We start from the raw sequence: 16,446 nt of genomic DNA on the forward strand, positions 1-16,446 counted from the left end.
CGGCACTTCTTCAACCAACCGCCAAAGGAAATCTCCATGACATCCATCCAAGACAACATCAAAGGCAAGGTCGCCATCGTCACCGGCGCCAGCAGCGGGCTCGGCGAATCGACTGCACGTCACTTGGCCGCGCGCGGCGCGAAGGTGGTGCTGGCCGCGCGACGCACCGACCGGCTCGACAAGGTGGTCGCCGAGATCCGGGAAGCCGGCGGCGAAGCCATCGCCGTCGCCACCGACGTGACCAAGCGCGCCGACCTGGAGCGCCTGGCCGCCGCCACGGTCGAGGCGTTCGGCCGCATCGACGTGCTGGTCAACAACGCGGGCGTGATGCCGCTGTCGCCGATCGACAAGCTCAAGGTCGACGAGTGGGATCAAACCATCGACGTCAACATCAAGGGCGTGCTCTACGGCATTGCAGCGGTGCTGCCGCGCATGCAGGCGCAAGGCAGCGGGCACATCGTCAACGTGTCGTCGATCGCCGGCTTCAAGGTGTTCACACCGATCGGCACGGTCTACAGCGCGACCAAGTACGCGGTGCGCGCCATCTCGGAAGGGTTGCGTGTCGAAGTGGGTAACAGCGGCATTCGCGTGACCATCGTCTCGCCCGGCGCGGTCGAGTCGGAACTGAAGTTCAACACCACCGATCCTGAAAGTGCCGCTGGCGTGCAGGCTTTCTATGAAGCCAGTCAGATTCCGGCCGCTTCGGTGGCGCGCGCGGTGGTCTATGCGGTGGAGCAACCGGCCAACGTAGACATCAACGAAGTCGTGCTGCGGCCGGTGTCCCAAGACTTCTAATTAACCTTTCGTCACCGTCGGACTTTGACCGGCGCAGGGTCAATGCGTGCAAAATAGAACGACCGTTCGTTTTATTTTGTACCACCCATGTCCCTCGATGCCGTTCCCGCCAAAAACGCACGCGCGGCCCAGAAGGGGCAGCAGACCAAAGCCGTGATCGTCGACGCCGCGCTCAACCTGGCGCAGCAGATCGGCCTGGAAGGCCTGTCGATCGGCGCCGTGGCCGAGATCACGAAGATGAGCAAGTCGGGCGTGTTCGCTCATTTCGGTTCGCGTGAGGAACTGCAGATTTCGGTGGTGCGCGAGTACCACGCGCGCTTCGAGCAGGAAGTGTTCTACGCCGCGCTTTCCGTCGCGCGAGGGCTGCCGCGGCTGCGTGCCATGTTCGACAACTGGATGAAGCGCACGTCGGAAGAAATCGACTCCGGCTGCATCTACATCAGCGGCGCGACCGAGTTCGACGACCGCCCCGGCCCCGTGCGCGATGCGCTGGTCGAGTCGGTCAGCATCTGGCAGGCCGCAGTGTTGCGCGCCATCGTGCAGTCCCAGGACGAAGCGCACCTCGCGGCCGACGCCGACGCGCGACAGATCGCTTTCGAAACCCACGGCCTCATCCTCGCCCTCCATTACGAAGCGCGCTTTCTGCGGGTGCCCGGCTCGATCGAGCGGGCCCGTCGCGGCTTCGACAACCTGCTCGAGCGCTGTGCCACGCCGGCTGCGCCGCGCCCTGCCGCCACCAAGCTGCCGCTCAAGCGCGTGCGCTGAGTCACCCCGTCTTTTCGCCTTTTTTCTCTTCTCTTCGAACCTGCCCAGGAGCCTTTCCCCCATGCCGATCTACAACCCGCCCCTGCGTGACATGCAATTCGTGCTGCACGAAGTCTTCCACATTGCCGATGAACTGAAGGCCTTGCCGGCACACGCCGACACCGACGCCGACACCATCAATGCGGTGATCGAAGAGGCCGGCAAGTTCGCGTCCGAAGTCATCTTCCCGCTCAACATCACCGGCGACCAGGAGGGCTGCGTGCTCGACAGGACGACGCATGAAGTGACCACGCCCAAGGGCTTCAAGGAGGCGTACGCCAAGTACGTCGAAGGCGGCTGGCCGGCGCTGTCGTGCGACCCGGCATTCGGCGGTCAGGGTCTGCCTTTCGTTGTGAGCCAGTGCACTTTCGAAATGATGAACAGCGCCAACCAGGCGTGGACGATGTATCCGGGCCTCTCGCACGGTGCGTACGAAGCGCTGGTCGCGCACGGCACCGAAGAGCAGAAGAAGACCTATCTGCCCAAGTTGACCAGCGGCGAGTGGACCGGCACCATGTGCCTGACCGAGCCGCAGTGCGGCACCGACCTCGGCATGTTGCGCACCAAGGCCGAGCCGCAGGTGGATGGCACCTACAAGCTCACCGGCAACAAGATCTTCATCTCCGCCGGCGAGCACGACATGGCGCCCAACATCATTCACCTGGTGCTCGCGCGGCTACCGGATGCGCCGAAGGGCAGCAAAGGCATCAGCCTGTTCGCGGTGCCCAAGTACCACGTCAACGCCGACGGTTCTCTCGGCGAGCGCAATCCGATCTATTGCGGTGGACTCGAACACAAGATGGGAATCCATGGCAACGCGACCGCGCAGATCGTGATCGACGGCGCCATCGGCTCGCTGGTGGGGCAGCCGCACAAGGGGCTCGCTGCCATGTTCGTGATGATGAACGCGGCGCGCCTCGGCGTCGGCAATCAGTCGCTCGGCCTCACCGAAGTGGCGTACCAAAACGCATTGGCTTACGCCAAGGACCGCGTCCAGATGCGCTCTCTGACCGGCCCGAAGGCGAAGGACAAGGAAGCCGATCCGATCATCGTGCACCCCGACGTGCGCAAGATGCTTCTGACCGCCAAGGCCTACGCAGAAGGCGGTCGCGCGCTGCAGATCTTTTGCACCCTGCTGCTCGACAAGGAACACGACCATCCGGATGAGAAGGTGCGCAAGGACTCGGGTGAACTGGTCGCGTTGCTCACGCCCATCGTCAAGGCCTTCATTACCGACAACGGCCACATCGCGACCCACGCGTGCATGCAGGTGTTCGGCGGCCATGGCTTCATCACGGAGTGGGGCATGGAGCAGTTCACGCGCGACAACCGCATCAACATGATCTACGAAGGCACCAACACGATCCAGTCGCTGGATCTGTTGGGCCGCAAGATCCTTGGCAACAACGGCGCATCGCTCAAGAAGTTCGGCAAGCTGGTCGGTGCGCTGGTGGCCGAAGAAGGCGTGAACGAGAAGATGAGCGAGTTCATCACCCCGGTTGCGGTGCTGGGCGAGCAACTCACCAAGTTCACGACGGAGATCGGCTTCAAGGGATTCCAGAACCCCGACGAGGTGGGAGCGGCTGCGGTCGACTACTTGCGCGTTGCGGGGCACTTCGTTTTCGGCTATCTGTTCGCGCGGATGGCGCAGGTCGCGTTGCGCGAGATCGCCGCGGGCAACACCGATCCGTTCTATGTCGCCAAGCTGCAGACGGCGCGCTTCTACTTCGCCAAGCTGTTCCCCGAGACCGCGACGCTGATGCGCACTGCGCGGGCCGGCAGCAAGGTGCTGATGGACACGGACGCGGCGCTGGCCTGACCCCTCAAAACACTGCAAGCATATGAAGCACACCAAGCAACTTCTCGTCCTCCCGCTGTTGTTGGCCGCCATGGTCGGTTCTGCCCTGGCGCAGTCGTCACCCGTCGGCCTCTGGCGCAACGTCGACGACAAGACCGGTGAAACGAAGGCCGAGATCCGCATTGTTGAGAAGAGCGGGGCGCTCGATGGGCGCATCGAGAAGTCATTGAAGAAAGACTCCGCGGCTGACTCGGTGTGCGAAGAATGCGCCGACGAGCGCAAGGGCAAGCCCATCGTCGGGCTCGACATCATCCGCGGCGGCAAGAAGGTCGAAGGCAAGGACGTCTGGGAAGGCGGCAAGATTCTCGACCCCGAGAACGGCAAGGAATACCGCGCCAGCTTCACCCCCATCGACGGCGGCAGGAAGCTGGAAGTGCGGGGCTATCTCGGGCCGTTCTGGCGAACTCAGACGTGGCTGCGCGCCCAATGACCCCTATTGAAGAAATCATGTCCACATTCAATGTAAAAAAAGTCGCCGTGCTCGGTGCCGGCGTCATGGGCGCGCAGATCGCGGCGCATCTCGTCAACGTGCGCGTGCCGGTCGTGCTGTTCGACCTCCCCGCGAAAGAAGGGTCTAAGAACGGCATCGTCACGCGCGCCATCGACAACCTGAAGAAGCTCAAGCCGGCCCCGCTCGGCGACGTGGCCGATGCGGCGTTGATCGAAATTGCCAACTACGAGGACGACCTGGCCAAGCTGGGCGAATGCGATCTGGTGATCGAAGCGATCGCCGAGCGCATGGACTGGAAACTCGACCTGTACAAGAAGATCGCGCCGCACGTCGCCAAGCACGCGATCCTGGCGTCGAACACCTCGGGCCTCTCGATCACCAAGTTGAGCGAGGCGTTGCCCGAACAATTGAAGCCACGCTTCTGCGGAATTCACTTCTTCAACCCGCCGCGCTACATGTTCCTGGTCGAGCTGATCAACACGCCGACCACGCAGCCCGTGGTGCTCGATCAGCTTGAAACTTTCGTCACCAGTACGCTCGGCAAGGGCGTGGTGCGAGCGCACGACACGCCCAACTTCATCGCGAATCGCGTGGGTATCGCCGGCATGCTGGCGACGTTGAAGGAAGTCGAGAAGTTCGGCCTCACGCCGGACATCGTCGACGACCTGACGGGTAAGAAACTCGGCCGCGCCAGCTCGGGCACTTTCCGCACTGCCGACGTGGTGGGCCTCGACACGTTGGCGCACGTGGTCAAGACCCTGCAGGACAATCTGAACGCCGAGAGCGATCCGTTCTATGCCAACTTCACGACGCCGCCGGTGCTCGCCAAGTTGCTGGATTTGGGCAACTTGGGGCAGAAGACCAAGGCCGGCTTCTTTAAGAAAGTCGGTCGCGACATCCTGCGCTTCGACCTGAAGGCCAATGAAGGCCAGGGTGGTTACGTGCCTTCCGGCGAGAAGGCGGACGAGGTCTACGGCCGCATGTTGAAACGCCCACCGGCGGAGCGGCTGAAGCTGCTGCGCGAAAGCGACGGCGCACAAGGCCAGTTCCTGTGGGCGATCCTGCGCGACAGCTTTCACTACGCCGCGGTGCATCTGGCGACCATCGCCGAGAGCGCGCGCGACGTCGACTTCGCGATGCGTTGGGGCTTCGGCATGAAGCAAGGTCCGTTCGAGCTGTGGCAGGAAGCGGGATGGCTGCAAGTCGCCAAGTGGATTCAGGAAGACATCGATGCCGGCAAGGCGCTGAGCACGGTGGCGCTGCCGAAGTGGGTGTTCGAAGGTGCCGTCGCCAAGGCTGGCGGCGTGCACACACCCGAAGGTTCGTGGAGTGCATCGCAAGGTCAGTTCGTGCCGCAACGCAAGCTGCCAGTGCATGCGCGCCAGTTGTTCCCCGAGAGCGTGCTGGGCGCCAATGCCGTCGATGCCAACCAGGCCGGCACCCCGATCAGCGACGAAGGCGATGTGCGCGTGTGGACGCTCGATGGCGACGTGCTCATCGCCAGCATCCATTCGAAGATGCATGCGATCAGCCCCGACGTGGCCGAGGCGCTGGGCGCCGCGGTCGAGCTGGCCGAAGCCGAATACAAGGGCCTGGTGATCTGGTCGCCCGACGAGATGTTCTCTGTCGGCGCCGACCTGCAGGCGATGCTGCCGGCCTTCGTGGTCGCCGGCATCGGCGCGGTGGAAGGGGCAGAGGCCGAGTTGCAAAACGTCATGCTGAAGATTCGGTACGCCAGCGTGCCGGTGGTCTCGGCGGTTCGCGGCCTGGCACTGGGCGGCGGTTGCGAGCTGGCGGTGTATTGCGCAAAGCGTGTCGTCGCGATGGAAAGCTACATCGGCCTGGTGGAAGTCGGCGTCGGCCTCATCCCCGGTGCCGGTGGCCTGACATACATCGCGCGCCGCGCAGCCGAGAACGCCGCCGCCTCGACCGGCAGCGACCTGCTGCCCTTTTTGACCGAAGGCTTTACCGCGGCCGCGATGGCCAAGGTAGGCACGGGCGCGCTCGATTCGAAGAAGCTCGGCTACCTGCTCGACAGCGACGTGATCGTGCCGAACAAGGACGAGCTTCTCTACGTCGCGCTGCAGCAGACGAAGGCGATGGCCGATGCCGGCTACCGCGCGCCGTTGCGCCGCACATTCCGCGTGGCCGGCCGAAGCGGCGCTGCGACGATCAAGGGGCAGCTGGTCAACATGCGCGACGGCGGCTTCATCAGCGCGCACGACTTCCATATCGCCAGCCTGATCGCCGGCGTGGTCACGGGCGGCGACATCGATGCCGGCTCACTGGTGACCGAGGCGTATCTGATGACGCTGGAACGCAAGGCCTTCTGCTCGCTGATCGCCCATCCGAAGACGCAGGAACGGATCATGGGGATGCTGAGCACGGGCAAGCCTGTGCGGAACTGACGATGTATTCCTCTTCCTCCTTCCCCCTTTGGGGGAAGGCAGGGATGGGGGCAGCAACCGATGCAAAACCAATCCACTCCCAACGCGCAGAGAAATGCTCGTGTCCTTCGGCGCGAGATGACGGAAACCGAGCGCAAGCTCTGGACCGGACTACGCAGCGAACAGTTGGGGGTGAAGTTCCGCCGACAGCATCCACTCGGTAACTACATCGCGGACTTCGCCTGTCTCGACCCGAAATTGATCATCGAACTCGATGGCTCTCAGCATCTTCAGCAGCAGAGTTACGACGCGACGCGAACTGCATTTTTTCGCAGCCAGGGCTTTGCTGTGCTTCGCTTTGCGTCGAATGAACCGTTTATCAATCTGGTGGGAGTGCTTCAGGCGATTGCACACCGCTTGGACGCCATGAGCGCCGCGAGCCCCCATCCCCGCCTTCCCCCACTGGGTGAAGGAGCAACACAAGATACGAGCACCATCACGCCATGAAACAACTCCAGGACGCCTACATCGTCTCCGCCACGCGCACGCCCATCGGCAAATCGCACCGCGGTTTCTTCCGCAACTACCGGCCCGACGACCTGCTCGCGACCACCTTGCGCGCCGCACTCGCGCAGGTGCCGCGGCTCGACCCCAAGGCCATCGAAGACATCATCTGCGGTTGTGCCATTCCGGAGTCGCAGCAAGGCTTGAACATCGCGCGCATCGGCGCGGTATTGGCAGGGTTGCCGAACAGCATCGGCGGCATCACGGTGAATCGTTTTTGCGCGTCGGGCCTTTCTGCGGTGCAGATGGCGGCCGACCGCATTCGCGTGGGCGAGGCCGACGTGATGATCGCGGCCGGCGTCGAGAGCATGAGCATGGTGCCGATGATGGGCAACGCGCCTTCCTTGTCGCCTTCGATCTTCGAGCGCGAAGGGGACGTCGGCATTGCTTACGGCATGGGCCTGACGGCCGAGAAGGTTGCGCAGCAATGGAAGGTGAGCCGCGACGCGCAGGATGCGTTTGCGCTCGCATCGCATCAGAAGGCACTGGCCGCGCAGAAGGCCGGGGAATTCGCCGACGAGATCACGCCCATCGAAGTGACCGATCGTGCGCCCGATCTTGAAACCGGCGAGTCGATCGCGAAGAGCCGCATCGTGAGCCTCGACGAAGGCGCGCGCCCGGACACGTCGATCGAAGGCCTGGCCAAACTGCGCACCGTGTTCGCCGCCCGCGGCACGGTCACGGCCGGTAACAGCTCACAGACCTCCGACGGCGCCGGCGCGCTCATCCTCGCCAGCGAAAAAGCCTGCAAGCAATATGACCTGACGCCGCTCGCGCGCTTCGTCAGCTTCGCCAGCAAGGGCGTGCCACCGCACATCATGGGCATCGGGCCGATCGAGGCGATTCCAGCTGCATTGCGATATGCCGGACTGAAGCACGAAGACATCGACTGGTTCGAGCTGAACGAAGCTTTCGCGGCGCAATCGCTGGCGGTCATCAACACGCTCGGACTCGACCCGAGCAAGGTGAATCCGATGGGCGGCGCGATCGCGCTCGGTCATCCGCTCGGCGCGACCGGCGCTATCCGTTCGGCGACAGTCGTTCATGCGCTACGGCGCAAGAATCTGAAGTACGGCATGGTCACGATGTGCGTGGGCATGGGGCAGGGCGCCGCAGGAATTTTCGAAAGAGTCTGAGCTTCGAGGCCATCGGCAAGATCGGCCATATCGGAAAACGACGGCGCTGCAAACAACGAAAACAACGAAGAGACGGACACCGATGACAGAGCATCCCTTCGACAAGGCATTGGCGCTGAAGCACAGCGATCTGCGCGTCGGCCAGTTCGCCGGCGCCACCAGCCCGGATTACTGGAACATGGTCGGCCCGTTCGGCGGCATGACCGCGGCGCTCGTGCTGCAGTCGGTGCTGCAGCACCCGGACCTGCTGGGCGCGCCGATCGCGTTGACGGTGAACTTCGCGGCCGCCATCTCGGCTGGGCCGTTCGAAGTGCAAGCCATCGCAGTGCGCACCAATCGGTCGACGCAGCACTGGACGGTGCACATCAGCCAGCCCGACGCCGACGGTGCACCGCAAGTGAACACCACCGCGACGGTCGTCACCGCCGTGCGGCGCGAGACCTGGAGTCAGAACGATTTGCCCATGCCCGACGTGCCGCCGCCTGAAAAGGTGTCGCGCATGAGCATCGGCCCGGCAGGCGTCGCGTGGATTCAGCTGTACGACATGCGCCCGGTCAGCGGTGCGGTGCCGACGATGTGGGACGGCAGCGGCGAGCACAGCGAAACTGTTTTGTGGCTGCGCGACGCCCAACCGCGTGCGCTCGATTTCGCATCGCTCACTGCCATGAGCGACATGTTCTATCCGCGCGTCTGGCTGCGTCGCGCCAAAGTCGTGCCGGCCGGCACGGTGTCTATCACGACCTACTTCCACACCAGCGCAGCGCAATTGGCCGAGGTCGGCTCCGGCTATCTGCTGGGCCGCGCGAGCGCACAGCAGTTTCGCAACGGCTTTTTCGACCAGACGGCCGAACTCTGGAGCGAAGAAACCGGTGCGCTGCTGGTGACATCGAATCAGATCGTCTATTACAAAGAATGACAGGAGACACCGAGACATGACCGACAAGACCATCGAGTTCTACTTCGACTTCGGCAGCCCGGCTGCTTACCTCGCGGCGACGCAGCTGCCGCACATCGCAGCCGACACCGGCGCCACACTGGCATGGAAGCCGATGCTGTTGGGAGGCGTGTTCCAGGCCACCGGCAATCACTCGCCAGCCGACATCAAGCCCAAAGGGCCGTACATGAACGCCGATCTGAAGCGCTTTGCCAAGCGCTACGGCGTGCCGTTCGCGCACAACCCGCACTTCCCCATCAACACGCTGCTGCTGATGCGTGGCGCGACCGGCGTGCAGATGCAGCAGCCCGAGCGCTTTGCCAGCTACGCCGACGCGGTGTTCCAGGCGATATGGGTCGACGGAATGAACATGAACGACCCCGCCACGGTAGGTGGCGTGTTGCAGGCCGCTGGTTTCGACGCGGCCGAACTGGTCGCTCTGGCCAACGCACAAGCGACCAAAGACCAGCTCAAGGCCACGACGCAAGAAGCCGTGACGCGCGGCGTTTTCGGCGCCCCGACGATGTTCGTCGGCGACGACATGTTCTGGGGCCAGGACCGTCTGGATTTCGTGCGCGAAGCCCTGGCCTGACCCTAATCCACTCCACATCGAAACACTGACATGACAGACATCCTCAGCCATACCGAAGCCGGCGTCTTGACGCTGACCTTCAACCGCGTCGCGCGCAAGAACTCCATCACCGGGGCGATGTACGACACGCTCGCCACCGCGCTCGAAAAAGCGGCAGACGACAACGCCGTGCGCACCGTGCTGATCCAGGGCGACCCGACCATCTTCAGCGCCGGCAACGACATCGCCGACTTCATGGCGGCCGCTGCCGCACCGGCGCAGCAGACCGAAGCCGACTCGCCTGCTATCCGCTTCTTGCGTGTGATCGCGGCGTTTCCGAAGCCACTGGTGGCCAGTGTCTGCGGCCCCGCGGTCGGTATCGGCACCACATTGCTGTTCCATTGCGACCTGGTCTACGCCGGCGACAACGCGGCGTTTTCACTGCCCTTCGTCAACCTTGGCCTGGTGCCGGAAGCAGCGTCGAGCATGCTGGTGCCGCAGATGTTCGGCTACCACCGCGCGGCCGAAGCGCTGCTGCTGGGCGAGCCTTTCATGGCCGAGGCCGCGCTCGAAGTCGGGCTGGTCAACCGTGTCGTTCCGCCGATGGAATGCAACGGCATCGCGCAGTCGCAGGCACGCAAGCTGGCGGCCAAACCGCTGACAGCGCTGGTCGAGACCAAGCGCCTGCTCAAGCTGTCTCAGCAGGCTGCCGTCCAGGAGCGCATCGGTGTCGAAGGCAAGAGCTTCGCGACGGCGATGCGTTCGCCGGCGGCAAAGGAAGCGTTCACCGCCTTCATGGAAAAGCGCAAGCCGGACTTCTCGAACGTCTGAGGCACTCAATCCAGCCAGCGCGCGAGGTTGGCACGCACGAAGGCGTCGTCGGCCAGATCACCATGCAGGCGGTAGACCCGGTCGATTTCTTCGGCTTGGCCCGCACCGAGCCCTTCTGCGGGGTCGAGGCACCAGATGCCTTCGAGCAAGCCTTGACGCCGCAGCACTTCATGGCAGCCGGCGATGCAGCCCGCAAAGTTGTTGCGCACGTCGAAGAACGCCGCGTTGCTGTCGGTCACACGCGAGTCGAGCGCCAGCAGGTCGGAGCTGAGCATGCCGCCGTTCGCAGCCAGTTCCGCCTTGATGCGTGCCAGCTGCTTCACCGCACTCGATGTCCATACCGACCAGTGACCGAGCAACCCGCCGCGAAACCGCACCGTCACCGGCTCGCCGTCGCGCATCGCCGTGAAAGGCAACGCCAGGTCGAGCACAATGTGGTCGTCGTTGCCGGTGTAGAGAAACACGCGGTCTTCGGCACGCGCATCGACCACGCCGCGCACCACGTCGATCGTGCGATAGCGATTGAATGGCGCGACCTTGATCGCCAGTACGTTGGGGATCGAAGCGAAGCGGCGCCAGAAGTCGCTGGACAAGATCGGCCCCCCGACCGCAGTCTGAAGATAGAAGCCGACCAGCGGAATCTGCTGGCTCACCGACTCGCAATGCGCGATCAATTCGTCTTCTGACGACGATGCCAGTGCGGCCAGGCTCAGCAGGCCGGCGTGGTAGCCGAGACCGACGGCGGTCTGCGCTTCGGCGCGTGCCTGCGCCGTGCCACCGCACAGGCCGGCGACCATCGCCATCGGTCGCGAGGTCCAGGCGCGCTGGTCTTCGATCGCTGCGCGCAACACGGGTTCATACAAGCCGCGCTCGCGAATGCTGAACTGCGTCGTGTGCACGCCCACGGCCAGCCCGCCAGCGCCGGCATCGACGTAGTAGCGCGTGAGTGCGCGCTGTCGACGGCGGTCGAACTGGCGCTGCGCGTCGAGCGCGAGCGGGTGGGCGGGAATCACCGTGCCTTGCGCCAAAAGCGCCAGTACATCGGCGGGCAGATCGGATCGGTTCAGCGGCATGGATCGACCTCCAGGAATCGGCGTTCAGTATTTGCCATCACGCACCTCGAACTTCGTCTGCTTGCCATACAAGCGTTGCTCGCGTGCGATCCAGTCGGCCACCCAACCGATGAGCTGCGACAACGGCACTTTGGGGTAGCCGAAGAGCCGCTCGGCTTCGCTGGTGTTCATGAGCCAGGCGGTCGGCGCTTCCTCGCCCTTGATCTGCACCGACTTGTCGAAGCGGCGTCCGAACTCGGTGGCAAGCCAGCGGATCGAAGTCGTCTCGGGCCCGCTCACGTTGATCGGCGAGGTCGGCACCGTGGCGACCGCTAGGCATCGCAACGCCTGCGCGTTGGCGTCGCCCTGCCAGATCACGTTGACGTGGCCCATCGTGACGTCCACCGGCTCGCCGCGCCACACCTTGAGCGCCACATCGGCCAACACGCCGTAGCGCATGTCGATGGCGTAGCTGAGCCGGAGCAGTCGGCCGGGTGTGCCATGCGTTTGCGAAAAATACTCGAACATGCGCTCGCGCCCGACGCACGAGTTGGCGTACTCACCAGGCGGATTCGGCGGCAGATCTTCCGCTGCGCCCTGGCCGATGACCGGCACGAACGGGTACACGCAGGCGGTCGAGAACGCCACGATGCGCGAGTTGCGAAACGCATCGGCGACGAGCGCCGGGACGTGTGTGTTCATTGCCCAGGTCAGCGGGTTGTTGGCGTCGGCGCCGAACTTGCGGCCGGCCATGAAAATCACATTGGGGCACTTGGGCAACGCGGCGATGGCCGCGGCGTCGAGCAGATCGCAGGCAATGGTTTCGATGCCGTGCGCTTCGAGCATCGTGCGCACATCGGTTTCGCTGAAGCGGGCGACAGCGATCACACGGCGCGAAACTGGCAGCGCGTTGCGCGCGAGCCGTGCCAGCGTCGGCCCCATCTTGCCGCCAACGCCGAGGATGATCAGGTCGCCGTCGACTTTGGCGAGGTCGTCGACGAGTTCGCCCGACGGCGTAGCAAGAAAGTCTTCGAGCGCCTGTTCGGTTTCAAAGTGCGTGGGGAAGTTGCGCGCATCGAGCAGGGCGGTGGGCGGTGTGGTGGCGGTCATGCGTTGTCGTCCTTGGAGGGAAGCCTCGAGAAATCATAGGCTGCCTTTCGCTGGCACGCTTTCCTGAATCCATATGTGGGTGGCGACGTGCAAAGTGCCGTTGAAGCCAAGCGACAGTTGCGAGGCAGGGCGCTTTGCTCGCGGCATGAAGCAGTCATTACGGTCAATGGAGAAAAGGCGATGCGTGGCTCGAGGCCACGCATCAGTTGATGCGTGCGTTCACCAACTGCATGTCCTCGAACCGGCTGCCGGTGAAATCGACTTGGTGCCCCACCAGGTCGGTGGCCGTGACGCTGTGACTTTGGCAGTCCAAGAGCTTGACTTGGGCCCAGTGGCTCGAATCGAAGTTGAGTGTGGTCCAACTGCACTGGGTGAAGGTGCAGTCGGTCAGCTTGCTGCACTTGAGCAAGGTTTCGCCAAACGTACAGTCGATGAAGGTGCAGCCTGTCATCGCGATGCCCTCCATGTCGCAGTCTTTCAACGTGCATCCGGTGAACTGGCAGTCGGTCCAGACGGCGTCATGAAACGTGGTCGACGCGAAGCGGCTGCCTGTGAAGCGGCTCGACGTGAGCGTGATGAGGTTGAGGTCGAGGCCTGCGTATACGTTGGCATCGCTCTCGCCCACCACGCCGGCGGCTGCGCCCCCGGTGCCTTTGCGCCATTTGTCGTGGTCGAGGATGAGTTGAAGCGAGCTCATGTGGACGGTCTCAAGACGATGGAAAAGATGTTTGACGGCCGTTCAGTCTTCATTCGCCGAAGACGCCTGGCAATGTGTCTCCTTGCGGCGGCGCGGATACCCGCACCGGCTTCTCCTGCAGCAATTTGGAAAGCGATGAGGTGCAGGCCTTCGTTGAGGAACACCATGAGGCCGATGGTGAGTTCTATCCGCTCGGCAACCCTTGGGCAACCAGTTTGAGCACACCGTACGCCACCCCAACGACGCCGACAAACACGATCACGATGATCCATATCCAAATGTTTTTCATATTTACCTTTTTGTGCACGTGAACTGGTTTGTCTGACGGCAGCGGCGATGAATGTTCGTCACGGTAAATCACCATCTAAATCTTGTTCATGTTCGACGCACCATGCAAATCGCTCAGACTCACCTCCGTCCGCCTTGAGGGTCCGATCTGGTTGGCGTTGTCCAGCCACATCGCATGGAGGCGGGGAAGCCAGTAGCCGCTGTGGGGAACGGAAGAGGTGGCTTCGACGACGACCGGGTGCGGCTGCGCTTTGAGCGCATGGCCTTGGGGGATGTGGGCACGGCCAGAACTCTGCGAACCCGGAGTTGCCTTGACGGCAGGCAACGCCACCAGGGCGATGGCGGCATCGATGAGCGTCTTGCGCTTGCCATCCCACATGGGTAACTCGGCTGGGGGCAAGGGCAGGACCTTGTCCAGGTTGGGGAAGCGCAGGTCGGGGTTGAGTTCGAGGGCGTCGCCCAGTTCGCTGTAGCGTCGGGCTCTGTCTTTATCAATCACATTGCCCGTCAAGGGCTCTGTCAGGCCAAAACTGACAGAGAGATCGTTTGCACTGGCCATGCTGCCCAGCTTCACGCCTCCGTGATAAATCTTGAGCGCACGCGCGTTGTCCTCCCCAAGCGAACGGTTGTCTCCCGTAATGGTGAGTGCCAGCGTGTAAGCCGCCTCACCGTTGCCCTGCGCCAAGCTGCACTCCAGCATCTTGAGCGCCACGTCCCGGTTGCCCCAGAAGCCTTGGCCCGGGTTGTCATAGGTTGCCTGTAATTTGGAACCTAAGTACGCCTGTGCAGCAGGACTGCCCATGTCCGCAGCCAGCTGCCAGAACGCATAGGCACGACTCGTGTCGTCGTTCACACCGATACCGCGCTGGTGATAAGTACCCATCTTGTCGAAGGCTGCGGGCACACCCTGCTTCATCAGGCCTTCAACGATCAGCACGGCCTGCTCGGTGTCTTCCGGCACGCCTTGCCCAGTCTCGTACAGACCGGCCAGGTTCATGGCCGCCTTCCAGTGGCCTAGAGCTGCGGCCTGCTTCCACAACTCAGCCGCCTTGGCATGGTCGCGCTGCTTGGGCAGCAGTTCATAGCTGGTCACCGCCATGCCTTGCTGGAACAGTGCTTCAGACTCTGCCGTGATGGGCGGGTTGACATCGGCCTCGTGCTTGCATACGAAGTCGGCCCGGTGTGGGTCGAAGGCCTTCAGGTTCATATTGCGGGGCAAGGGGTTCATGTTGCAGGCCGTCAGACTGCACACCAGCAAGACAGCAATGCACCGTGCGATCCAGGCGCTTCCCTGCATTCCGGGTGTTGACGCGTTCACGTTTTGAGCGGGTCCTGCGCACCATGCAAATCGCTCAGACTCACCTCCGTCCGCCTTGAGGGTCCGATCTGGTTGGCGTTGTCCAGCCACAGCCAGCGCACTTCATGCGGCGCGATGGCGATGTGCTGATCCTCTGGGTTGGGAAAGGACTGGCCTTTCTCAACATAGGCGAAGCGATCCCAGCGGTTGTAGAGCCGCGCCAGGGGATGGTCCTTGGCGACCTGCCCAGCCCACACGCCGGTGCGCGGACAGCTCAGCATGCCTTTGCAGCGCAACGATTCTTCCGGGACCCGGGTGGTGCGGGCAATGCCCTGGGTCACGCGTGGATGGCTTGACTGCACGACGGCCACGGCGTCACCAAGGAACTGCCAGACGGTGCGGGTTGCAGTGTTGGCATAGGCGCCCATGCTGCGACGGTCCATGGTCTCGAAGACCTCGCCTTTGGCATAGCGCTGCGGCACCTGGGCGTTGTCCCAGGCCCGTTCATGCTCGCGGTAGATCGCATGGAGGCGGGGAAGCCAGTAGCCGCTGTGGGGAACGGAAGAGGTGGCTTCGACGACGACCGGGTGCGGCTGCGCTTTGAGTGCATGGCCTTGGGGGATGTGGGCACGGCCAGAACTCTGCGAACCCGGAGTTGGCTTGACGGCAGGCAACGCCACCAGGGCGATGGCGGCATCGACGAGCGTCTTGCGCTTGCCGTCCCACATGGGTAACTCGGCTGGGGGCAAGGGCAGGACCTTGTCCAGGTTGGGAAAGCGCAGGTCGGGGTTGAGTTCGAGGGCTTGTGCCAGTTCCCCGTAGCGATCTGACCGGGCCGTGTCGATGGTGTTGCCTGTCAGAGGTGTGGTTCGATCAAATTTGACGAAAAGTGAGCTTGCGCATTTTTCGCTGCCTAGCTTCACACCATCGTGATAAATCTTGAGCGCACGCGCGTTGTCCTCCCCAAGCGAACGGTTGTCTCCCGTAATGGTCAGCGCCAGCGTGTAGGCCGCATCGCCGTTACCTTGTGCGAAGCTGCACTCCAGCATCTTGAGCGCCACGTCCCGGTTGCCCCAGAAGCCTTGGCCCGGATTGTCATATGTCGCCTTTAGCTTCGAACCAAGGTAGGCCTGCGCTGCAGGGCTCCCCATGTCCGCCGCCAGCTGCCAGAACGCATAAGCACGACTCGTGTCGTCGTTCACACCAATACCGCGCTGGTGGTACGTGCCCATCTTGTCGAAGGCTGCAGGCACACCCTGCTTCATCAGGCCTTCAACGATCAGCACAGCCTGTTCGGTGTCTTCCGGTACGCCCTGCCCACTTTCGTACAGACCGGCCAGGTTCATGGCCGCCTTCCAGTGCCCTAGAGCTGCGGCCTGCTTCCACAACTCCGCCGCCTTGGCATGGTCGCGCTGCTTGGGCAGCAGTTCATAGCTGGTCACCGCCATGCCTTGCTGGAACAGTGCTTCAGACTCTGCCGTGATGGGCGGGTTGACGTCGACCTCGTGCTTGCACACGAAGTCGGCCCGGTGCGGGTCGAACGCCTGCAGGTTCATGTTGCGGGGCAAGGGGTTCATGTTGCAGGCCGTCAGGTTTAAAAGAATAAAAGCCACGGCCAGCAGCAAGACGGGCCAGCGAAGCAGTGGAAGACGCAAGCGGAATGGGGCAAGC

15 protein-coding genes are annotated in these 16,446 nt (G+C 63.2%); 10 read left to right on the plus strand and 5 right to left on the minus strand.

Features of this window, described 5'->3' with window-relative positions; genetic code table 11:
- The first annotated feature begins 36 nt into the window (after window positions 1-36).
- The 10 genes from H7F36_RS08670 to H7F36_RS08715 all read left to right on the plus strand — a co-directional run bounded on the left by H7F36_RS08670 (window position 37) and on the right by H7F36_RS08715 (window position 10,331).
- Window positions 37-795: an SDR family oxidoreductase gene (locus H7F36_RS08670; protein WP_187054291.1), complete on the plus strand. Its 759-nt coding sequence runs from the start codon at window positions 37-39 to the stop codon at window positions 793-795.
- A gap of 87 nt (window positions 796-882) precedes the next feature.
- Window positions 883-1,560, plus strand: coding sequence for a TetR/AcrR family transcriptional regulator (locus H7F36_RS08675; RefSeq protein WP_187054292.1), 678 nt, complete (start codon window positions 883-885; stop codon window positions 1,558-1,560).
- A gap of 61 nt (window positions 1,561-1,621) precedes the next feature.
- Window positions 1,622-3,418 (plus strand): acyl-CoA dehydrogenase C-terminal domain-containing protein, encoded by a 1,797-nt coding sequence (locus H7F36_RS08680; protein ID WP_187054293.1) that lies wholly within the window; start codon window positions 1,622-1,624, stop codon window positions 3,416-3,418.
- A 22-nt stretch (window positions 3,419-3,440) separates the two neighbouring features.
- Entirely contained in the window at window positions 3,441-3,887 is a 447-nt protein-coding gene (locus tag H7F36_RS08685) for a DUF2147 domain-containing protein (RefSeq protein WP_261802542.1), read from the plus strand.
- A gap of 17 nt (window positions 3,888-3,904) precedes the next feature.
- Window positions 3,905-6,316, plus strand: a complete 2,412-nt coding sequence (locus tag H7F36_RS08690; protein ID WP_187054294.1) for a 3-hydroxyacyl-CoA dehydrogenase/enoyl-CoA hydratase family protein — start codon at window positions 3,905-3,907, stop codon at window positions 6,314-6,316.
- A gap of 60 nt (window positions 6,317-6,376) precedes the next feature.
- Window positions 6,377-6,802 carry an endonuclease domain-containing protein gene (locus H7F36_RS08695; RefSeq protein ID WP_187054295.1) on the plus strand — a complete coding sequence of 142 codons (426 nt, stop codon included), beginning with the start codon at window positions 6,377-6,379 and terminating at the stop codon, window positions 6,800-6,802.
- Entirely contained in the window at window positions 6,799-7,995 is a 1,197-nt protein-coding gene (locus H7F36_RS08700; protein WP_187054296.1) for an acetyl-CoA C-acyltransferase, read from the plus strand. The genes H7F36_RS08695 and H7F36_RS08700 overlap by 4 nt, the downstream gene beginning before the upstream one ends.
- 82 nt (window positions 7,996-8,077) lie before the next feature.
- Complete coding sequence (locus H7F36_RS08705) at window positions 8,078-8,911, plus strand: acyl-CoA thioesterase (RefSeq protein ID WP_187054297.1); 834 nt, start codon at window positions 8,078-8,080, stop codon at window positions 8,909-8,911.
- A 16-nt stretch (window positions 8,912-8,927) separates the two neighbouring features.
- Complete coding sequence (locus H7F36_RS08710) at window positions 8,928-9,521, plus strand: 2-hydroxychromene-2-carboxylate isomerase (protein ID WP_187054298.1); 594 nt, start codon at window positions 8,928-8,930, stop codon at window positions 9,519-9,521.
- Window positions 9,522-9,551: 30 nt separating this feature from the next.
- Window positions 9,552-10,331 (plus strand): enoyl-CoA hydratase, encoded by a 780-nt coding sequence (locus H7F36_RS08715; protein WP_187054299.1) that lies wholly within the window; start codon window positions 9,552-9,554, stop codon window positions 10,329-10,331.
- Window positions 10,332-10,336: 5 nt separating this feature from the next.
- Here H7F36_RS08715 and H7F36_RS08720 read toward each other — a convergent pair whose 3' ends face one another.
- The 5 genes from H7F36_RS08720 to H7F36_RS08740 all read right to left on the minus strand — a co-directional run bounded on the left by H7F36_RS08720 (window position 10,337) and on the right by H7F36_RS08740 (window position 16,400).
- Window positions 10,337-11,404, minus strand: a complete 1,068-nt coding sequence (locus tag H7F36_RS08720) for a dihydrodipicolinate synthase family protein (protein WP_187054300.1) — start codon at window positions 11,402-11,404, stop codon at window positions 10,337-10,339.
- Window positions 11,405-11,428: 24 nt separating this feature from the next.
- Window positions 11,429-12,493, minus strand: coding sequence for an NAD-dependent epimerase/dehydratase family protein (locus tag H7F36_RS08725; RefSeq protein WP_187054301.1), 1,065 nt, complete (start codon window positions 12,491-12,493; stop codon window positions 11,429-11,431).
- A 202-nt stretch (window positions 12,494-12,695) separates the two neighbouring features.
- Window positions 12,696-13,190: a pentapeptide repeat-containing protein gene (locus H7F36_RS08730; RefSeq protein WP_187054302.1), complete on the minus strand. Its 495-nt coding sequence runs from the start codon at window positions 13,188-13,190 to the stop codon at window positions 12,696-12,698.
- A gap of 364 nt (window positions 13,191-13,554) precedes the next feature.
- Window positions 13,555-14,685 (minus strand): DUF6396 domain-containing protein, encoded by a 1,131-nt coding sequence (locus H7F36_RS08735; protein WP_187054303.1) that lies wholly within the window; start codon window positions 14,683-14,685, stop codon window positions 13,555-13,557.
- Window positions 14,686-14,792: 107 nt separating this feature from the next.
- Complete coding sequence (locus H7F36_RS08740; protein WP_261802543.1) at window positions 14,793-16,400, minus strand: sel1 repeat family protein; 1,608 nt, start codon at window positions 16,398-16,400, stop codon at window positions 14,793-14,795.
- Window positions 16,401-16,446 lie beyond the last annotated feature (46 nt).

The organism is Variovorax sp. PAMC28562 (assembly GCF_014303735.1).
Lineage (GTDB): Bacteria > Pseudomonadota > Gammaproteobacteria > Burkholderiales > Burkholderiaceae_C > Variovorax.

Excerpts from the sequence above, each read along its gene's own strand:
- H7F36_RS08670 (WP_187054291.1), top strand. The coding sequence starts at position 37 with ATGACATCCATCCAAGACAACATCAAAGGCAAGGTCGCCATCGTCACC.
- H7F36_RS08675 (WP_187054292.1), top strand. The coding sequence starts at position 883 with ATGTCCCTCGATGCCGTTCCCGCCAAAAACGCACGCGCGGCCCAGAAG.
- H7F36_RS08680 (WP_187054293.1), top strand. The coding sequence starts at position 1,622 with ATGCCGATCTACAACCCGCCCCTGCGTGACATGCAATTCGTGCTGCAC.
- H7F36_RS08685 (WP_261802542.1), top strand. The coding sequence starts at position 3,441 with ATGAAGCACACCAAGCAACTTCTCGTCCTCCCGCTGTTGTTGGCCGCC.
- H7F36_RS08690 (WP_187054294.1), top strand. The coding sequence starts at position 3,905 with ATGTCCACATTCAATGTAAAAAAAGTCGCCGTGCTCGGTGCCGGCGTC.
- H7F36_RS08695 (WP_187054295.1), top strand. The coding sequence starts at position 6,377 with ATGCAAAACCAATCCACTCCCAACGCGCAGAGAAATGCTCGTGTCCTT.
- H7F36_RS08700 (WP_187054296.1), top strand. The coding sequence starts at position 6,799 with ATGAAACAACTCCAGGACGCCTACATCGTCTCCGCCACGCGCACGCCC.
- H7F36_RS08705 (WP_187054297.1), top strand. The coding sequence starts at position 8,078 with ATGACAGAGCATCCCTTCGACAAGGCATTGGCGCTGAAGCACAGCGAT.
- H7F36_RS08710 (WP_187054298.1), top strand. The coding sequence starts at position 8,928 with ATGACCGACAAGACCATCGAGTTCTACTTCGACTTCGGCAGCCCGGCT.
- H7F36_RS08715 (WP_187054299.1), top strand. The coding sequence starts at position 9,552 with ATGACAGACATCCTCAGCCATACCGAAGCCGGCGTCTTGACGCTGACC.
- H7F36_RS08720 (WP_187054300.1), bottom strand. The coding sequence starts at position 11,404 with ATGCCGCTGAACCGATCCGATCTGCCCGCCGATGTACTGGCGCTTTTG.
- H7F36_RS08725 (WP_187054301.1), bottom strand. The coding sequence starts at position 12,493 with ATGACCGCCACCACACCGCCCACCGCCCTGCTCGATGCGCGCAACTTC.
- H7F36_RS08730 (WP_187054302.1), bottom strand. The coding sequence starts at position 13,190 with ATGAGCTCGCTTCAACTCATCCTCGACCACGACAAATGGCGCAAAGGC.
- H7F36_RS08735 (WP_187054303.1), bottom strand. The coding sequence starts at position 14,685 with ATGAACCTGAAGGCCTTCGACCCACACCGGGCCGACTTCGTATGCAAG.